We start from the raw sequence: 15,913 nt of genomic DNA on the forward strand, positions 1-15,913 counted from the left end.
CAGGCCCCCCTCGTCGTCATCTCAGCGCAGCTCCTGGATCCGCAGGAGGTTGCCCGCGGGGTCGCGCACCGCGCAGTCGCGGATGCCGTAGGGCTGCTCGGTCGGTTCCTGGACGACGTCGGCGTCGCCGGCCTGCAGCCGCTCGAACGTCGCGTCGAGGTCGTGCGTCGCGAGCAGCAGCCGGGCGAACGTGCCCTTGGCCATCATCTCGGCGATCGTCGCGCGCTCGGCGTCGGTGATGCCGGGGTCGGCGAAGGGCGGCTGCAGCACGACGTTGGTGTCAGGCTGGCCCACCGGCCCCACGGTGAGCCAGCGCATGGTGCCCTGGCCGACGTCCAGCCGGACCTCGAAGCCGAGCAGGTCGCGATAGAAGGCCAGTGACGCCTCGGGGTCCTCGTGCGGGAGGAAGCTGGAGTAGATCGTGATGTCCATGGCGCTCACGCTAGGCGTGGCTCTCGGGTGCGCGCTTCTCGATTCCTGACCGGTCTGGTGACCTGCTTCTCCACGCACGGGGGCAGGCCCGTCTCGGCACGGCTCGTCTGCTGCCGGTAGACGCTGGGCGGCACGCCGACGAGCTCGGTGAAGCGGGTGCTGAACGTGCCCAGGGACGAGCAGCCGACCGCGAAGCACACGTCCGTGACGCTGAGGTCGCCGCGGCGCAGCAGGGCCATGGCGCGCTCGATGCGTCGCGTCATGAGGTAGCTGTAGGGAGACTCGCCGAAGGCCAGCTTGAACTCCCGGCTCAGGTGGCCGGCCGACATGTGAGCGTCGCGGGCCAGCGCCTCGACGTCGAGGGGCTGGGCGTAGTCGCGGTCGATCCGGTCGCGCACGCCGCGCAGCCGCCTCAGGTGTCGCAGTCGCTCCTGCGTCGCCGCGCTGGTCACCCGCCCGATCGTGCCACACGCCGGCGCCCCGCAGGCGGCACGCGAGGAGGCCCACCGGGTGCCCGGTGGGCCTCCTGCGTCGGTGTTGCCGTCAGGCCGTGGCCAGCGCTCCCGCGGCGCGGCGCGTCCGGTGCCGACGACGCGTCGTGATCGCGAACGTGACCGCGACGAGCGCCGCGATGGCGACGGCCAGGGCGATCCACAGCAGCGGGCTGGCTCCGGTGTCGACGGGCACGGTCGAGGGGGCCACTGCGTGGCCCGACGAAGGGTCGTCCGGCGGTGGCACGAGCGCTGCGGCGCGGGTCGATGCGAGCACCAGCACGGCGAAGGCCGCGACTGCAGCGGTGAGCAGACGGCGGACGACGGCCGCGCTGCGGGACAGGATGCTGGGCGTGCGGTTCATGGCGATCTCCTTGGGGTTCCGGTGGCCGACGGCGATGCTCTCGGCTCTGTCACCACAGTGGGCGCAGGGCGCGGCTGAGGGAATGCGACGTTGGGCGTGCGCCGCGCGGCGTACGCGCAAGAGCGCATGGTGCTGGGGCCGGCAGGCCTCTAGCGTGGTCAGCGCTGAACGGAGGTGACGGCGATGACCATCACGTCGACCACGACGGACGCCGACCTGGCCGAGGTCCTGCGCGTCGTCGAGCGGGCCGAGGCTGCCGACGGCCAGGAGGAGTTCTACTCGGCGGTGCTCGTCGCGCTCCGCGAGCTGGTGCCGTGCGACGACATCACCTTCCAGGTGGCGGACGTCCGCCGGCGCGTGGCCACCGGGGTGTGCGTCACCGATGACGGCGTGGAGACCTCCGTCCTCGATCCCGATGCGGCCACCGCCGCCGAGTTCTGGGAGGCGTACTGGGCCGAAGGCGGATGCAGCTACCCGCAGGACCGCGGCGACTTCGTCACCATCCTGCGGCGGTCGGACCAGTACGGCGACCAGGAGTACGCCCGCACCCGCATGGGCTCGCTCATGGCTCAGTGGGGTGTGCGCCACGAGGTGCTGGTGCCGCTGCCGCCGCTAGGGGTCCTGGACCGCCGCCTCCTGCTGTTCCGCTGCGACGGCACCGACTTCACCGACCACGAGCTGCTGATCCTGCGCCTGCTGCGACCGCACCTGTCCGAGCTGCACCTGCGGCGGCAGCGCGAGCTGAGCGGCCAGCCCGAGCTCACCCCGCGCCAGTGGGAGATCCTGCGCCGGGTGTCGTCCGGGGCCAGCAACGCCCAGATCGCCCGCGTGCTCGGCCTGTCGGAGGCGACGGTGCGCAAGCACCTCGAGAACGTGTTCGTCCGGCTCCACGTCATGAGCCGTACCGAGGCCGTGGAACGCGTGCGGCCCTTCCTGCACGTCGCCTGACCAGCCGCTGCGCCACAATGGCGCGATGGACCCGCTGGAGGCACTGCGCCGCATCGCGTTCCTGCTCGAGCGCGCTCTGGAGTCGTCGTACCGCGTCAAGGCGTTCCGGACGGCGGCAGCGACCGTCGCGGTGACCGACCCCGTCGAGCTGCGCCGCCTGCGCGACAAGGGTTCGCTCACTGACCTGCCTGGCGTCGGTGACCGCACGGCCGCGGTGATCCGCGAGGCGCTCGACGGTGAGGTCCCCTCGTACCTGCGCAAGCTCGAGGAGTCCTCGCCCGAGCTCGTCACCGACCTGGACGACGCCGGGCGGGCGCTGCTGACCCAGCTCAAGGGCGACCTGCACAGCCACTCGGACTGGAGTGACGGCGGCAGTCCGATCGACGAGATGGCCCGCACCGCAGCCGCCATGGGGCACGAGTACCTCGCGCTCACCGACCACTCGCCCCGGCTCACCGTCGCCAACGGGCTGTCGCCCGAGCGGCTGCGTCGCGAGATGGCCATCGTCGCCGAGCTCAACGAGGAGCTCGCGCCGTTCCGGTTCCTCACCGGTATCGAGGTCGACATCCTCGACGACGGGTCGCTCGACCAGGAGCCGGAGCTGCTCGGCCGGCTCGACGTCGTCGTCGCGTCCGTGCACTCCAAGCTCCGGATGGACCGCAAGGACATGACCCGACGCATGGTGGCGGCGATCGCCAACCCCTACACCGACGTCCTGGGCCACTGCACCGGCCGCTACGTCACCACCAACACCCGCACGGGCAAGCCTCGGCCGCCGTCGGACTTCGACGCCGACCTGGTCTTCGAGGCGTGCCGGCACTTCGGTGTCGCCGTCGAGATCAACGCTCGCCCCGAGCGGCTCGACCCCCCACGCGAGCTGCTCCGTCAGGCGGTCGAGGCCGGCTGCCTGTTCAGCATCGACACCGACGCCCACGCGCCCGGGCAGCTCGACTGGCGCCCGTACGGCGTCGCGCGCGCCGTCGAGTGCGGCGTACCCGCCGACCGCATCATCACCACGTGGGACGTCGACCGGCTCCTCGAGTGGGCCGGCCGGGAGCGGTGAGCACCTGCGACGTCCCGCGGTCACCCGCACGGGCTCCGCTCCGCGTGCGATCACCGTCGAACCGTGGCACGGTAACCGCCGCCGGGGGCGGCAAACCAAGGTAAGGGGCTGGGCATCATGGGGCGGGACGAGCACGCGGCAGGCCTCAGTGACGAGGAGCTGCAGGCGCAGGGGATCACGGCACTTCCGGACAAGGAGGTCGTGTCGATCCTCGACCTCAACGCTGACCTGGATCTGGCGATCGACGCCGCCGCGCCGATCGACCTGGCGGTGGCGGCCAACGCCAACGTCGCGGCGCCCATCGAGGCGTCCGTCGGCGGCAACATCCTCTCCACCGGTTCGACGGCGCAGTCGATGACCGACCAGGGGGCGCTCATCGACCAGAGCATCGCCGCCGACGCCACGGCACACTCCACGCAGGACAGCGGCATCGACCAGACCGCGACGACCGACCCGGGGTCGGCCACGGACACGACGGGGACGACCGACCCCGCGACCACGGGCGGCACCGCGACCACGGACGGCACCACGACCGCGACCTCCGACCCGGCCGCTGCACTGTCGGACGGCAACCTGCTCAACGTCAACGTCAACCTGGACGCCGACGCGAACATCGCCGCGCCCATCGACGGGGCGGTAGCCGCCAACGCCAACGTGGCGGCGCCCATCGCCGGGTCGGTGGCGGCCAACGTCGGGTCGGTCGACTCCGACGCCGTCTCGATCGCTCAGCAGGACGCGATCATCAACCAGGACATCACCGGATCGGCCGAGGCCACGACGGACCAGACGTCCGACATCTCGCAGTAGCGTCGGATGACTCTCACCTCCGGGCACCCCGGGGGGCGCGACGGCCTGCCGTCGCCCCACCCGGGGACGGTCACCGACGACCGCCCCGCGCACGCCGACGGCGTCGAGCTGATCGGCCAGATGGCGGGGTCGGGTTACCGCGAGCCACCTGCGCTGGTGCGTCGGGCGGACGGCCAGACGCTTCAGCTGACGCCGTTGCTGTACCTGGTGCTGGAAGCCGTGGACGGCAGCCGCTCGTACGACGAGGTGGCGGCAGCGGTCTCGACGGCCTACGGCCGGACGGTGTCCGCCGACAACGTGCGCCGGCTCGTCGACGACCAGCTGCGGCCGCTCGGTCTCGTCGCGCGAGCGGACGGCTCCCAGCCGGAGCTCAAGCGCTCCAACCCCCTGCTGGCGCTGCGCCTGAAGTACGCCGTCACCGACCCGGAGCGCACCCGCCGCATCACCGACCCCTTCGGGCGGCTGTTCCACCCCGTCGTGGTCACGGTCGCGCTCGCAGCCTTTGCGGCGGTCTGTTGGTGGGTGCTGTTCCGCAAGGGCCTCGCCTCGGCGACGTACGAGGCGTTCGACAAGCCGGCGCTGCTGCTGCTCGTCTTCGCCGTGACGGTGCTGTCGGCCGGGTTCCACGAGTTCGGTCACGCCGCAGCCGCTCGGTACGGCGGGGCGACGCCCGGCGTCATGGGAGCCGGCGTCTACCTCGTGTGGCCGGCGTTCTACACCGACGTCACCGACTCCTACCGACTCGGTCGGGTCGGTCGGGTACGCACCGACCTGGGCGGCCTGTACTTCAACGCCATCGTGGCGGTGGCGGTCGCCGCGATCTGGTGGGCCACGCGGTACGACGCCCTGCTGCTCGTCGTCGCGACGCAGGTGCTGCAGATGGTGCGCCAGCTGACCCCGCTGGTGCGCTTCGACGGCTACCACGTGCTCGCGGACGTCACGGGCGTCCCCGACCTGTTCCACCGCATCAAGCCCACGCTGCTCTCGGCCGTGCCGGGACGCCGTACCGATCCCGAGGCTCAGGCGCTCAAGCCCTGGGCCCGCGCGGTCGTGACGCTGTGGGTGCTGGTGGTCGTGCCGCTGCTGCTCTTCTCCTTCGTCACCCTGGTCGTGGCCCTCCCCCGCGTGCTGGCCACCGCCTGGGTGAAGGTTGGCGAGCAGGCCCACGCCCTGTCAGTGGCGGTCGGCGCGGGCGAGCTCACCGAGGCGGCCGCGAGAGTGCTCGCCCTCGTCGCGATCGCCTTCCCGATCCTGGCGACCGCCGTGATCATCGCCCGGCTGCTGCGTCAGGCGGGCACGAGCGTCTGGCGCCGGACCGAAGGGTCGCCGGGACGCCGAGCGCTCGCGGGGCTCCTCGCCGTCGCGTTGGCGGCGGGCCTGGCCTGGGCTTGGTGGCCGCACCCGGGCACCTACCGGCCCGTGCGTCCCTACGAGCGAGGGACGGTCACCGACCTCACGCAGCTCGTCTCGTCGTCGACGGCGTCGGGCCTGCAGGCTGGGGTGCAGGGCAGGGCGTCAGCGGTGTGGCCGGCCGGAGAGCCGCGCGCGACGGCCGAGCACCCGCGACTGGCCATGGTGCTCGTGCCGCGCGCGGAACCCGAGTCCGGCGCCGGACGACCTGCGGCGCCCGCGTGGGTGTTCCCCTTCGACAAGCCGCTCGCGGCCGCCCCGGGCGACACCGTCGCCATGGCCGTGAACACCACGAACGGCACGGTCGTCTACGACGTGGCCATGGCGCTGGTGTGGGTCGAGGACGGCGCCCCCGCCCTCAACCGCGACGAGGCCTTCGCGGCGGCCAGCTGCTCGGGCTGCGCGGCCGTGGCGGTCGCCTTCCAGGTGGTGCTCGTGGTCGGGCAGTCGCACACCGACGTCCCGAAGGCGTTGTCGACGGCGGTGAACTACGACTGCACGGGCTGTCTGACGTACGCCCTCGCCGTGCAGCTGTTCGTCACCCTCGACCGCCCGCTGGACGATGCGGCCGCCGCGAGGCTCCGGCAGCTGTGGCAGCAGATCGCGGACTTCGGCCGGCGGATCGACGAGGTCCCGTTGTCCGAGCTGCAGCACCGGCTGACGCAGTACGAGCAGCAGATCCTGGAGGTCGTCCAGCCGTTCGTTGCGCAGCCCGGCGCGACGGGCCCGACCGCGACCGGTACCGCAACCGGTGTCCCGACCACCTCCGCCGACGCGACCGGCACGGCGACGTCCGCCAGCAGCGCAGTCGCGTCCCCGACGGCGTCCGGCGCGTCGGCGTCCACCGGCCCGAACGAGCCTGCCGCGACCACCGAACCCACGTCCTCGCCCGCTCCCGGGACGGCGACCCCGACCGCCGGACCCACCACCACGACCGCCGGGACTCCTTCCACGGCGACTTCCACGGCGGCTTCCACAGCGACCGCGACGAGTAGCCCCACGGGCTGAACCGCGTCCCGAGCGCGCGCCGCCTGGCGGGACGTTCGGCGAGGGGCAGACTGGCAACCGTGATCAGCGTCGAGCTCGCCGAGCGCCTGCGCTCGACCGGTGTGCGGTGGGAGCCCTCGCCGGGTGACCGGTTCGTCGTCCGCGACCGCGGCATGGACGACGAGGTGTTCGTGATCGCCGACATGGTGGTGGAGGCCGTGGCGCAGCCCACCGGGCACGTGCTCCGCTTCAACGGCACGACCGAGTGGGCCCTCGACAGCGTCGACCAGGGCGCCGTGCTGTGGCTGCCGCGCGAGGATCAGCTGCGCGAGCTGCTCGGGGACGCGTTCGTCGCGCTGTCACGCCGTGACGGCCGGTTCGTCGTGACCTGGCGTGGCGCGGGGGTCGAGAGCGCCGTCGAGCACGCGGATGCCGGGTGCGCTTACGCCCTGGCCGTCCTGACGTCTCGCGGAACCCATGACGCGGGAACAAGAGCGTGACAGTGGCGGTTGTGTCGTGCGATAGTTGAATCCGCAACAATCATCCTCCCAGGGAGGCCGTCGTGCCCGCCATCACCGTTCCCGACATCACCGTCCTCGAGCGCGTGCCCGCTATCGACCCCGCGGCCAGCGCCGAGCGCCGGATCAAGAGCGTCACCAGCGCCCCGAGCGGCTACGAGGGTGAGGGGTTCCCGGTGCGGCGGGCCTTCGCTGGCGTCGACCTCACCGAGCTCGACCCCTTCATCCACATGGACCAGATGGGCGAGGTGGAGTACGCGCCGGGCGAGCCCAAGGGCACCCCGTGGCACCCGCACCGTGGCTTCGAGACCGTCACGTACATCCTCGACGGCACCTTCGACCACCAGGACTCCCACGGTGGGGGTGGGCGCATCACCAACGGCGACACCCAGTGGATGACCGCAGGATCGGGGCTGCTGCACATCGAGGCACCGCCCGAGGAGCTGGTCGTCAGCGGGGGGCTGTTCCACGGCATCCAGCTGTGGGTCAACCTCCCACGCGCCGACAAGTGGGCTCAGCCGCGCTACCAGGACCTGCGCGGCGGCGACGTCGGTCTGCTGAGCACGCCGGACGGCGGCACGCTCGTCCGGGTCATCGCCGGCGAGGTGGCCGGTCACCGTGGCCCCGGCACCACGCACACGCCCATCTCGCTCGTGCACGCCACCGTGTCGCCCGGGGCTCGGATGCAGCTGCCGTGGCGCCGTGACTTCAACGCGCTGGTCTACGTGCTGGCCGGGCAGGGCACCGTGGGCAGCGAGCGCCGCCCGGTGCGCAAGGGTCAGCTCGTCGTCCTCGGCTCTGGCGATCACCTGCAGGTCGATGCCGCCGCGAACCAGCCGCTCGCCGAGCCCAACCTGGACGTGCTGGTGCTCGGGGGCCAGCCGATCCGCGAGCCGGTCGCGTGGGCCGGGCCGTTCGTCATGAACACCCGCGCGGAGGTCGTGCAGGCGTTCGAGGACTTCCAGGCCGGCAAGCTGGGCACCATCCCGTCGGTGCACGGGGCGCCGACCACGCTCACTGAGGCCTGACCGGTCTCGTCGCGGCCCGGCGTCGCAGCGTCATGCTGCGGCTCCGGGCCGTGATGCGTCGCCCCACCGTTCACATCCGCACCGCGACCTGACACAACCGTCATCAACCGTCATCTGCCTTCGCGGTCCCGTGGCGTCTGAGTGGGGTTAGGGTCGATGAGCGGGTGCGAGCAGGTCTTCTCTCCACCCCGGCTCGGCGGGGGGAGGGAGCGCAGTGAGGGGTGCACGGGCCAGGCGCGCGGTGAGCGCGCTGGTGGTCGTCGCGGCCGCGCTGTCCAGCGCCTGGGCGAGCGCCGGCTCCGCCGCGGCCAGCACCACGCAGCCCACGGCGACGTCCGAGGGCCAGGCCGCCACCCCCTCAGCTCCCCCCTCAGGCACGCCGACGAGCTCTCCCGCGGCGACCGATCCGCCGGGCGGTGACGCGACGGCGACCGCGGACCCCACCGGGACGTCCCCGGTCACCCCCACCTTCACCTCCACGCTCACCCTCACCCCTACCGCCACCGGGACCGCCGAGCCGTCGACCACGCAGTCCGCTCGGCCCACGGGCTCGGGCAGCCAGCCCGCCACGACGGCCGGTCCCCGGCGCACCACTGCCCGGCCCGCGCGCCCGGTCGACTCCGACGGTCCGCTCACGCCGGACGAGGTGCGCGCGCAGCTCGCGCAGGCCGCGGCGCTGGCCGCCGAACGGCGAGCGGTGAACGCCGGTCTGCAGGCGGCGACCGAGCAGCTGCAGGCTCTCGGCCGCCAGATGGCCGTGGCCCTCGACCAGCTCTCGCAGGCCCGCACGGCCGAGGCGGCAGCCGAGCACGTGCGGCTGGTGAACGTCGCGCTGCTCAACCAGGTCGCCGGCGAGCTGACGGTGCAGCGCGACGCGCTCGGACGGTGGGCGCGCGAGACCTACGCCGTCGGTGGCCCGATGGCGGCCTACGAGGGCTGGCTGGTGGCGCTGGAGGGGCGCAGCCCAGCTGACGTCGCGCACAGCCTCTCGGTGCTCGAGCAGGTCGGTGTCGCCGGCGGCGCCGCCGTCACGCGCCTGCAGTCGGCGGTCGCGACGCAGCAGCAGTCATCCCAGCGCGCCTCGCTCGCTGCGGTCCAGGCAGCGGCGGCGCGGGGGCGCGCCGAGGCGGCCGTCAAGCAGCTGCGCACGCTGCAGCAGCGAGCCCGCGTCCTGTCGGCCCGGTTGCAGGTGCAGCAGGCGCGCCTGATGGGTGAGGGCGCCCTCAGCGCGGCTCAGCAGGCGCGTCTGAAGGCCGCCGAGGTGATCGTCGCGGCAGCCGGCCCGGCCACCGCTGGCGCGAGCTGCCTCGGCCTCGACACGTCGACCTTCGCGAACGGGATGATCCCGGCCGCTGCGCTCTGCCCGGTGTGGGGCGCTCCCGGTCACCTGCTGCGCGCGGACGCCGCCGAGGCGTTCCGCCGGCTCTCGCGGCAGTACGCCACCGAGTTCGGCACGCCGATCTGCGTCACCGACTCCTACCGCTCGCTCGCGGCGCAGGTGAAGGTCTACGCCGAGAAGCCGCAGCTGGCCGCCAAGCCGGGCACGAGCAACCACGGTCGTGGGGTCGCCGCCGACCTGTGCGGCGGCATCCAGTCGTTCGGCACGGCCGAGCACGCGTGGATGGTCGCGCACGCACCCCTGAGTGGGTGGTTCCTGCCGACGTGGGCCGGCCCGGGCGGCTCGAAGCCCGAGCCCTGGCACTGGGAGTACGCGGGCTGAGCGGCCGGCGCACCTGGGTAGCGTGACCTCGTGGCCGGCCTGCATCCCTTCCTCGACGTCGACGGCCCGGTGGCGATGGCGCACCGGGGGTTCTCCCTCGACGGGCTCGAGAACACCATGACGGCCTTCGCGGCCGCCGTCGACCTCGGGCTGCCCTACGTCGAGACCGACGTCCACGCCACCCGCGACGGGGTGGTCGTCGCCTTTCACGACAGCGTGCTCGACCGTGTGAGCGACGGACGAGGCGCCATCGCCGACCTCACGTGGGACGACCTGCGCACCGTCCGCGTGGGGGGCGCCGAGGTGGTCCCCCGCCTCGACGACCTGCTCGGCGCCTGGCCGGCCCTGCGACTCAACATCGACGTCAAGGACTGGCCGGCCGTCACGCCGCTGGCCGACGTCCTGCGGGTCACGGCTGCCGTGCAGCGGGTGTGCGTGGCGTCCTTCGACGATCGCCGCAGCGCCGCCGTCGCACGGTTGCTCGGCCCCGACCTGGCCACCTCCGCCGGGCGCCGCACCGTGCTGCGCTGGTGGCTCGCGGCGGCCAGCCGGGCACCGCACCGGCTGGTTGCCGTCCCGCCGACGACGATCGCGCTGCAGGTGCCGGCGTCGGCTGGTCGGCTGCCGGTGGTCACGCGGCGGTCCGTGCAGCTGGCCCACCACCTCGGCCTGCACGTCCACGTCTGGACGGTCAACGAGGCCGCCGAGATGCATCGGCTGCTCGACCTCGGCGTCGACGGCCTCATCAGCGACCGCGCGGACACGCTGCGCGAGGTGCTGACGCTGCGGGCCACCCGCACGGCATGATCTGCGACAGCCACTACCCGTCGGACCCTCCGGCGCGCGCACCCTGGAGGCCAACGTGACGGACGCCGCCACCCGCACCGGCGCAGGGCCCGGCCCCGCGGACGGCGCCCGCCGCCGCGAGCAGCGCGCCTGGTACTTCTACGACTGGGCCAACTCCGCCTACGTCACGACGACGCTGACGGTGCTCTTCTCCCCCTACCTCATCACCGTCGCCGAGAAGGCCGCCTGCCCACGCCTGGCCGACGGGGCCACCTGCACGACCGACCTGCAGGTTCTGGGCCTGCCGGTGAGCCCCGGCTCCCTGCCCGGCTACGTCGTCACGGTGACCACGCTGCTGTCGGCTCTCGTGCTGCCGCTCGTCGGTGCGGTAGCCGACCGGTCCGGCCGCCAGCGGATGCTGCTCGGCGGCTTCGCCTGGGTGGGTGCGGTCGCCGCGACGCTGATGTACCTCGTGTCCGGATCCAACTGGCAGCTCGGTGTGGCGCTGCTCTTCGTGGCCAACCTCGCCCTCGGGTCCTCCCTCGTCGTCTACGACGCGATCTTGTGCCAGATCGCCACCGCCGACGAGCGCGACCGCGTCTCGAGCCGCGGCTGGGCCCTGGGCTACCTGGGCGGGTTCCTGCTGCTGGCCGTCAACCTCGCCCTGGTGACCCTGCACGACACCTTCGGCTTGTCGAAGGGTGACGCGGTGCGGGTCAGTCTGGGCCTGGCCGGACTGTGGTGGGGTGTCTTCACGCTCATCCCCGTGCTCGGCCTGCGCGACCGGCCGCCGGTGAACGTCGAGGCCGTGCGCGGGGGGCTCGGGCGCGAGGCCTTCGGTCAGCTCGCGGGCACGTTCCGGCACATGCGGGGCTATCGCAACACCATGCTGTTCCTGCTCGCCTACCTGTTCTTCAACGACGGCATCCAGACCGTCATCGTCAACGCCAGCACCTACGGCTCCAAGGAGCTCGGCCTCGACGAGACGCAGCTGATCGCGACGATCCTGTTGGTCCAGCTCGTGGCCTTCGGCGGAGCCCTGCTCTTCGGCCGGCTCGCCGCGTCCTACGGCTCCCACCGGGTCATCCTCGCCAGCCTGGTGGTCTGGATGGGCGTGGTGGTGGCGGCCTTCTTCATCCCCGAGCGCGCCTTCGCCCTGTTCGTCGCGCTCGCCGTCTTCATCGGCATCGTGCTGGGCGGCAGCCAGGCGCTGTCCCGATCGCTGTACAGCCAGCTCATCCCCCGCGGGCGCGAGGCGGAGTACTTCAGCCTCTACCAGGCCTGCGAGCGAGGGACGAGCTGGCTCGGCACGCTCGTGTTCAGCCTCGTCTACCAGTTCACCCACACCTACCGCTGGTCGATCGTGGCGCTCGTGGTGTTCTTCGTCGTCGGAGGGCTCATCCTGCGCCGGGTCGACGTGCGGCAGGGCATCGAGGACGCCGGCAACGCCCAGCCGGCGGTCGTCTGACTCCGCGGCGCGCGCCGCCGGGCGTGTGACGGTCACCACAGGCCCTTCACGCGGTCTCCACACCGCGGGCGGAACACCTCGGACCAGTCGAGGCGTTGTGCACGAGTGACGGGACCCTTCGACCCGTCCGAGGAGGCAGCGACATGAGTGACAAGAGCCTGCGGGGTACGCGGCTGGGTGCTCAGAGCCTGGAGAGCGACGAGGGCGTCCAGCCCGCCGCACGCACCGTGGCCGAGTACCACTGTCCGCGGGGCCACGTGACCCACATCCCGTTCTCGGTCGAGGCCGAGATCCCCGCCCTGTGGGAGTGCAAGTGCGGCGCCGAGGCGCTGCGCGTGGACTCCGAGCGGCCCGAGGTCAAGGCGACCAAGCCGGCCCGCACGCACTGGGACATGCTCCTCGAGCGGCGCTCCATCGCCGAGCTCGAGGTGCTGCTCGACGAGCGACTCGCGCTGCTGCGCGCCAAGCAGCAGCCCACCAAGCACCGGCGCAGCGCCTGAGCCCCTGAGGCGCGCACCGGACGGCGGCGCGGACCCCTGCCGCACCGCCGACCGCGAACCGGCCGCACCAGTCCCCTAGCTGGTGCGGCCGGTTCCGTGTTCTGGGCCGGGCGGCTGCTCGTCGACGATCTCGCCCTCGATGACGTCGCCGTCCGTAGCCGCCGGGTGACCCGGCACCAACCGCTCACTCGCCCCACCGCGGCCCCAGGGCGAGGCACCCAGCAGCCGCCGCTCGACCAAGCGGGTGAGCAGCCGTCGCGCCACCGGCCGAGTCATGGGCAGCACGAAGAAGAACCCCGCGACGTCGGTGACGAAGCCAGGCGTCAGCAGCAAGGTGCCGCCGACGAGCACCAAGGCGGCGTCGGCCAGCTCCCCCGCCGGCATACGACCGGTCGACAGCGCCTCGCGCAGGGCGCGCCAGGCTCGCCCGCCCTCGCGCCGCACGAGCCAGGCGCCGAGGGCGGACTCGGCCACGAGCAGCAGGAACGTCGGCCAGCCGCCGATGGCGCGCCCCACGGCGATGATCACCACGATCTCGAGCAGCGGCAGCACCAGCAGCGACACGGCCAGGGCCGTCAGCAGGCGCCCCCCGCGAGAGCGGCGCGGACGCTGGGGACTCACGGCGCCGTCCGCCCCCGCGGCCGCGACCGCAGGGCCCGGGCGGCAGCCCGCGCCTGCCGCAGCCGCAGCTGGGCACCCCAGGCGCTCACGCGCACGAGCGACTCGCGGACGATCGCCCCGCTCATCTTGCTCTCGCCGCGTTCGCGCTCGACGAAGGTGATCGGCACCTCCACGACGCGCAGACCCCGTTGGACGGTGCGCCACGCCAAGTCGATCTGGAAGCAGTAGCCCTGCGAGGCGACGTCGTGCAGGTCGAGCGCGCGCAGGGTGCTTGCCCGGAAGGCGCGGTAGCCCCCGGTCACGTCGCGGATCGGCACGCCGAGGGCCAGCCGAGCGTACGTCGTACCCCCCACCGAGATCAGCTTGCGGTGCAACGGCCAGTTGACGACCTCGCCACCAGGCACCCAGCGCGAGCCGAGCACGAGGTCCGCGTCCTGCAGGGCCGTGAGCAGCGCGGGCAGCTGCTCGGGCTGGTGCGAGCCGTCGGCGTCCATCTCGACGAGGACGTCGTAACCACGCTCCAGGCCCCATCCGAACCCGGCGAGGTACGCCGCGCCCAGGCCCTGCTTACCGGGCCGGTGCAGCACGTGCACGCGCTCGTCGGCGGCCGCGAGCTCGTCGGCGAGGTCGCCGGTGCCGTCAGGTGAGGCGTCGTCGGCCACCAGGACGTCGGCGCCTGGCACCGCGGCGCGCAGCCGGCTGACGATCGGCCGCAGGTTGTCGCGCTCGTTGTACGTGGGGACGACCACGAGCACCCGTCCGAGTCCGGCGCTCGCAGGACCCTCACCTGCGTCGGACGTGGTCACCCTGCCTCCGCGTGCTCGACGGCTCGAGGGACGGCAGGAGCGCCGTCCGACCCCGAGCGTATCCGTCGCGACGCCCGACCCAGCACGAGGACGCCCAGGCCGCCGAGCAGCGACAGCGCCAGCTCCACCCAGGAGCCGAGGCGGTCGGCCAGCGTCAGGGCGGTGCGTCGCGGCAGCTGCGCCTGGAGCACGGCCGGGGTGAACAGGGAGCTGCGGCGCACCACCTGACCGTCGGGTTCGATCAGCGCGCTCACCCCGACCGTCGAGACGTGCGCGACCGCCCGTCCGTGCTCCATGGCGCGCAGCCGCGACATCGCGAGCTGCTGCACCGCCTCGTCGGTGTAGCCGAAGGTGGCGTTGTTGGTCTGCACCACCAGCAGGTCCGCCCCGCCGCGCACGGTGTCGCGCACCAGGTCGTCGTAGGCGACCTCGAAGCAGATGGCGACGCCGGCAGTCACCGGCCCGAGGCGCAGCACCCCCGGGTCGCGGCCCGGGGCGAAGTCCCGCCGCACCAGGTCGACCTTGTCACTGAAGCGCCGGAAGAACGCGCGGTACGGGATGTACTCGCCGAACGGCACGGGATGGCGCTTGGCGTACATCGCGCCGGGCCCCTGACCGGGTGTCCACACAATGGAGGCGTTGGTCAGCCGGTCGCCGGGCCGCTGCAGCACGGCGCCGACGAGCACCGGGACGCCGATGGCGTCGACCGCGCCGTCGATCACCTCTCGGGCGTCGACCTGCTCGAACGGGTCGAGGTCCGAGGAGTTCTCCGGCCAGATGACGACGTCCGGGCGGGGCGCCTCACCCGCCCGGACCCGCTGCGCCAGGGCGTACGTGCCGCGCGCGTGGTTGTCGAGCACTGCCCGGCGCTCGGCGTTGAAGTCAAGGCCGGCCTCGGGCACGTCACCCTGGACGCCGGCCACTCGCACCGGCGTGCCGGACGTCGGCAGCGGGACGGCGAACCCCACCAGGGCCAGCACGACGGTTGCGGCGGCAGGCGGGACCAGGCGACGGACGTCGGCCCGGCGAGCGCCGAGTGCAGGCAGCGCCAGCACCACCAGCCAGGCGATCGCCGCCGCGGCGGCGGCGATGGCGAAGCTCACGAGGGGCACCCCTCCCCAGGTGGCGAGGTGGCCGAACGGCGAGTCGGCCTGCGAGAAACCCAAGCGTCCCCAGGGGAAGCCGCCGAAGGGAGTGCGGTCGCGCAGGGCCTCCTGGGCGGTCCACACGCCACCGACGGCGACCGTGGCGAGCACGTTACGCCGCACCGACCACCGAGCCCTCGGCGCGACGACCGCGACGGCGACGCTGCTCACGGCGATGTACGCCGCCTCGAGCGTGGCCAGCGCCAGCCACGGCAGCGCGCCGACGTACACGCCGCTCCACTGCAGGAGCGGCACGAAGAACGCCAGACCGTAGAGCAGCCCGAGGCCCGCTGCCGCGCCGGTGCGCCGGCCCGCGACGGCGATCACCCACAGCGCCGGCCCCACGACGGCGAGCGGCCACCAGCCGGGCTCGGGGAACGCCCAGCGCGTGAGCAGGCCGGCCACCACGACCTGGGGCACCGCGACCGCGAGCGGTAGGGGCGCTCGACGTCCGGAATCCACTCGACCACGCTACCTGCCACTCGACGCGGACATGGGTCGGGCCCGCCACGCCGTTGGGTCCACCGCCGGCCTCGTTGGCTGCGAGGTCGACCGGTGTTGTCTACTAGGCGATGCGGGCCCGTCCGTGTCCACCCCGGGCAGGGGTGGGGGTGATCCGGGTGCCTGGCTGCGCGAGTCCGGCTGGGCAGGTGCCTGACTCTGGTCCCTGACGCTCCCCCCTGGTGCTGCGGCTGGCCGCTGGTGGTGGTGCCACCGTAGTTCTGTCTGCCGAGGTGGACGACGGGACAGGAACTTACTCAGCGCGCGCTACCTGTCAACCGTCCTCTGACCTGCGGCGACGCGGAGTCGTTGCAGGTC

16 protein-coding genes are annotated in these 15,913 nt (G+C 73.1%); 10 read left to right on the plus strand and 6 right to left on the minus strand.

What is annotated here, in order from left to right; genetic code table 11:
* Window positions 1–21: 21 nt before the first annotated feature.
* From ASD06_RS05495 to ASD06_RS05505, 3 genes are all read right to left on the minus strand, one after another.
* A complete protein-coding gene (locus ASD06_RS05495) occupies window positions 22–432 on the minus strand; it encodes a VOC family protein (protein ID WP_056675023.1) in 411 nt (136 codons plus the stop codon).
* 5 nt (window positions 433–437) lie between these two features.
* A complete protein-coding gene (locus ASD06_RS05500; protein ID WP_200941900.1) occupies window positions 438–884 on the minus strand; it encodes a helix-turn-helix transcriptional regulator in 447 nt (148 codons plus the stop codon).
* Between the two features lie 91 nt (window positions 885–975).
* Window positions 976–1,287 (minus strand): hypothetical protein, encoded by a 312-nt coding sequence (locus ASD06_RS05505; RefSeq protein ID WP_056674370.1) that lies wholly within the window; start codon window positions 1,285–1,287, stop codon window positions 976–978.
* 183 nt (window positions 1,288–1,470) lie between these two features.
* Here ASD06_RS05505 and ASD06_RS19575 point away from each other — a divergent pair, with 183 nt between their 5' ends.
* From ASD06_RS19575 to ASD06_RS05555, 10 genes are all read left to right on the plus strand, one after another.
* Window positions 1,471–2,235 carry a helix-turn-helix transcriptional regulator gene (locus ASD06_RS19575; protein WP_056674373.1) on the plus strand — a complete coding sequence of 255 codons (765 nt, stop codon included), beginning with the start codon at window positions 1,471–1,473 and terminating at the stop codon, window positions 2,233–2,235.
* 25 nt (window positions 2,236–2,260) lie between these two features.
* Window positions 2,261–3,298, plus strand: coding sequence for a PHP domain-containing protein (locus ASD06_RS05515; RefSeq protein WP_056674377.1), 1,038 nt, complete (start codon window positions 2,261–2,263; stop codon window positions 3,296–3,298).
* Between the two features lie 117 nt (window positions 3,299–3,415).
* Window positions 3,416–4,105 carry a hypothetical protein gene (locus tag ASD06_RS05520; protein WP_056674380.1) on the plus strand — a complete coding sequence of 230 codons (690 nt, stop codon included), beginning with the start codon at window positions 3,416–3,418 and terminating at the stop codon, window positions 4,103–4,105.
* 6 nt (window positions 4,106–4,111) lie between these two features.
* Window positions 4,112–6,523 (plus strand): hypothetical protein, encoded by a 2,412-nt coding sequence (locus tag ASD06_RS05525; RefSeq protein ID WP_200941901.1) that lies wholly within the window; start codon window positions 4,112–4,114, stop codon window positions 6,521–6,523.
* A 59-nt stretch (window positions 6,524–6,582) separates the two neighbouring features.
* On the plus strand, window positions 6,583–7,002 hold the full coding sequence (locus tag ASD06_RS05530) for a hypothetical protein (RefSeq protein WP_056674383.1): 420 nt from the start codon (window positions 6,583–6,585) through the stop codon (window positions 7,000–7,002).
* A gap of 62 nt (window positions 7,003–7,064) precedes the next feature.
* Window positions 7,065–8,048: a pirin family protein gene (locus ASD06_RS05535; protein WP_056674386.1), complete on the plus strand. Its 984-nt coding sequence runs from the start codon at window positions 7,065–7,067 to the stop codon at window positions 8,046–8,048.
* Between the two features lie 241 nt (window positions 8,049–8,289).
* A complete protein-coding gene (locus tag ASD06_RS19290) occupies window positions 8,290–9,768 on the plus strand; it encodes a D-alanyl-D-alanine carboxypeptidase family protein (protein ID WP_056674389.1) in 1,479 nt (492 codons plus the stop codon).
* A gap of 75 nt (window positions 9,769–9,843) precedes the next feature.
* Window positions 9,844–10,575: a glycerophosphodiester phosphodiesterase gene (locus ASD06_RS05545; RefSeq protein ID WP_056675030.1), complete on the plus strand. Its 732-nt coding sequence runs from the start codon at window positions 9,844–9,846 to the stop codon at window positions 10,573–10,575.
* A gap of 55 nt (window positions 10,576–10,630) precedes the next feature.
* The gene (locus ASD06_RS05550; protein WP_056674392.1) at window positions 10,631–12,022 is read left to right on the plus strand and encodes an MFS transporter; all 1,392 of its coding nucleotides are present in this window, start codon (window positions 10,631–10,633) and stop codon (window positions 12,020–12,022) included.
* A 143-nt stretch (window positions 12,023–12,165) separates the two neighbouring features.
* Window positions 12,166–12,522: an RNA polymerase-binding protein RbpA gene (locus tag ASD06_RS05555; RefSeq protein ID WP_056674395.1), complete on the plus strand. Its 357-nt coding sequence runs from the start codon at window positions 12,166–12,168 to the stop codon at window positions 12,520–12,522.
* A 75-nt stretch (window positions 12,523–12,597) separates the two neighbouring features.
* On the opposite strand, the gene ASD06_RS05560 is transcribed toward ASD06_RS05555, so the two are convergent.
* From ASD06_RS05560 to lnt, 3 genes are read right to left on the minus strand one after another with little or no spacing between them, the layout of a single operon-like run.
* Complete coding sequence (locus ASD06_RS05560; RefSeq protein ID WP_200941902.1) at window positions 12,598–13,143, minus strand: FxsA family protein; 546 nt, start codon at window positions 13,141–13,143, stop codon at window positions 12,598–12,600.
* The gene (locus tag ASD06_RS05565) at window positions 13,140–13,949 is read right to left on the minus strand and encodes a polyprenol monophosphomannose synthase (RefSeq protein ID WP_056674398.1); all 810 of its coding nucleotides are present in this window, start codon (window positions 13,947–13,949) and stop codon (window positions 13,140–13,142) included. Before ASD06_RS05565 ends, ASD06_RS05560 begins: the two co-directional genes overlap by 4 nt.
* Window positions 13,946–15,556, minus strand: coding sequence for an apolipoprotein N-acyltransferase (gene lnt, locus ASD06_RS05570; RefSeq protein WP_082537742.1), 1,611 nt, complete (start codon window positions 15,554–15,556; stop codon window positions 13,946–13,948). The genes ASD06_RS05565 and lnt overlap by 4 nt, the downstream gene beginning before the upstream one ends.
* Window positions 15,557–15,913 lie beyond the last annotated feature (357 nt).

The organism is Angustibacter sp. Root456 (genome assembly GCF_001426435.1).
Classification (GTDB): domain Bacteria; phylum Actinomycetota; class Actinomycetes; order Actinomycetales; family Angustibacteraceae; genus Angustibacter.

Excerpts from the sequence above, each read along its gene's own strand:
- ASD06_RS05525 (WP_200941901.1), top strand. The coding sequence starts at position 4,112 with ATGACTCTCACCTCCGGGCACCCCGGGGGGCGCGACGGCCTGCCGTCG.
- ASD06_RS05520 (WP_056674380.1), top strand. The coding sequence starts at position 3,416 with ATGGGGCGGGACGAGCACGCGGCAGGCCTCAGTGACGAGGAGCTGCAG.
- ASD06_RS05505 (WP_056674370.1), bottom strand. The coding sequence starts at position 1,287 with ATGAACCGCACGCCCAGCATCCTGTCCCGCAGCGCGGCCGTCGTCCGC.
- ASD06_RS05555 (WP_056674395.1), top strand. The coding sequence starts at position 12,166 with ATGAGTGACAAGAGCCTGCGGGGTACGCGGCTGGGTGCTCAGAGCCTG.
- ASD06_RS05495 (WP_056675023.1), bottom strand. The coding sequence starts at position 432 with ATGGACATCACGATCTACTCCAGCTTCCTCCCGCACGAGGACCCCGAG.
- ASD06_RS05545 (WP_056675030.1), top strand. The coding sequence starts at position 9,844 with ATGGCGCACCGGGGGTTCTCCCTCGACGGGCTCGAGAACACCATGACG.
- ASD06_RS05515 (WP_056674377.1), top strand. The coding sequence starts at position 2,261 with ATGGACCCGCTGGAGGCACTGCGCCGCATCGCGTTCCTGCTCGAGCGC.
- ASD06_RS19575 (WP_056674373.1), top strand. The coding sequence starts at position 1,471 with ATGACCATCACGTCGACCACGACGGACGCCGACCTGGCCGAGGTCCTG.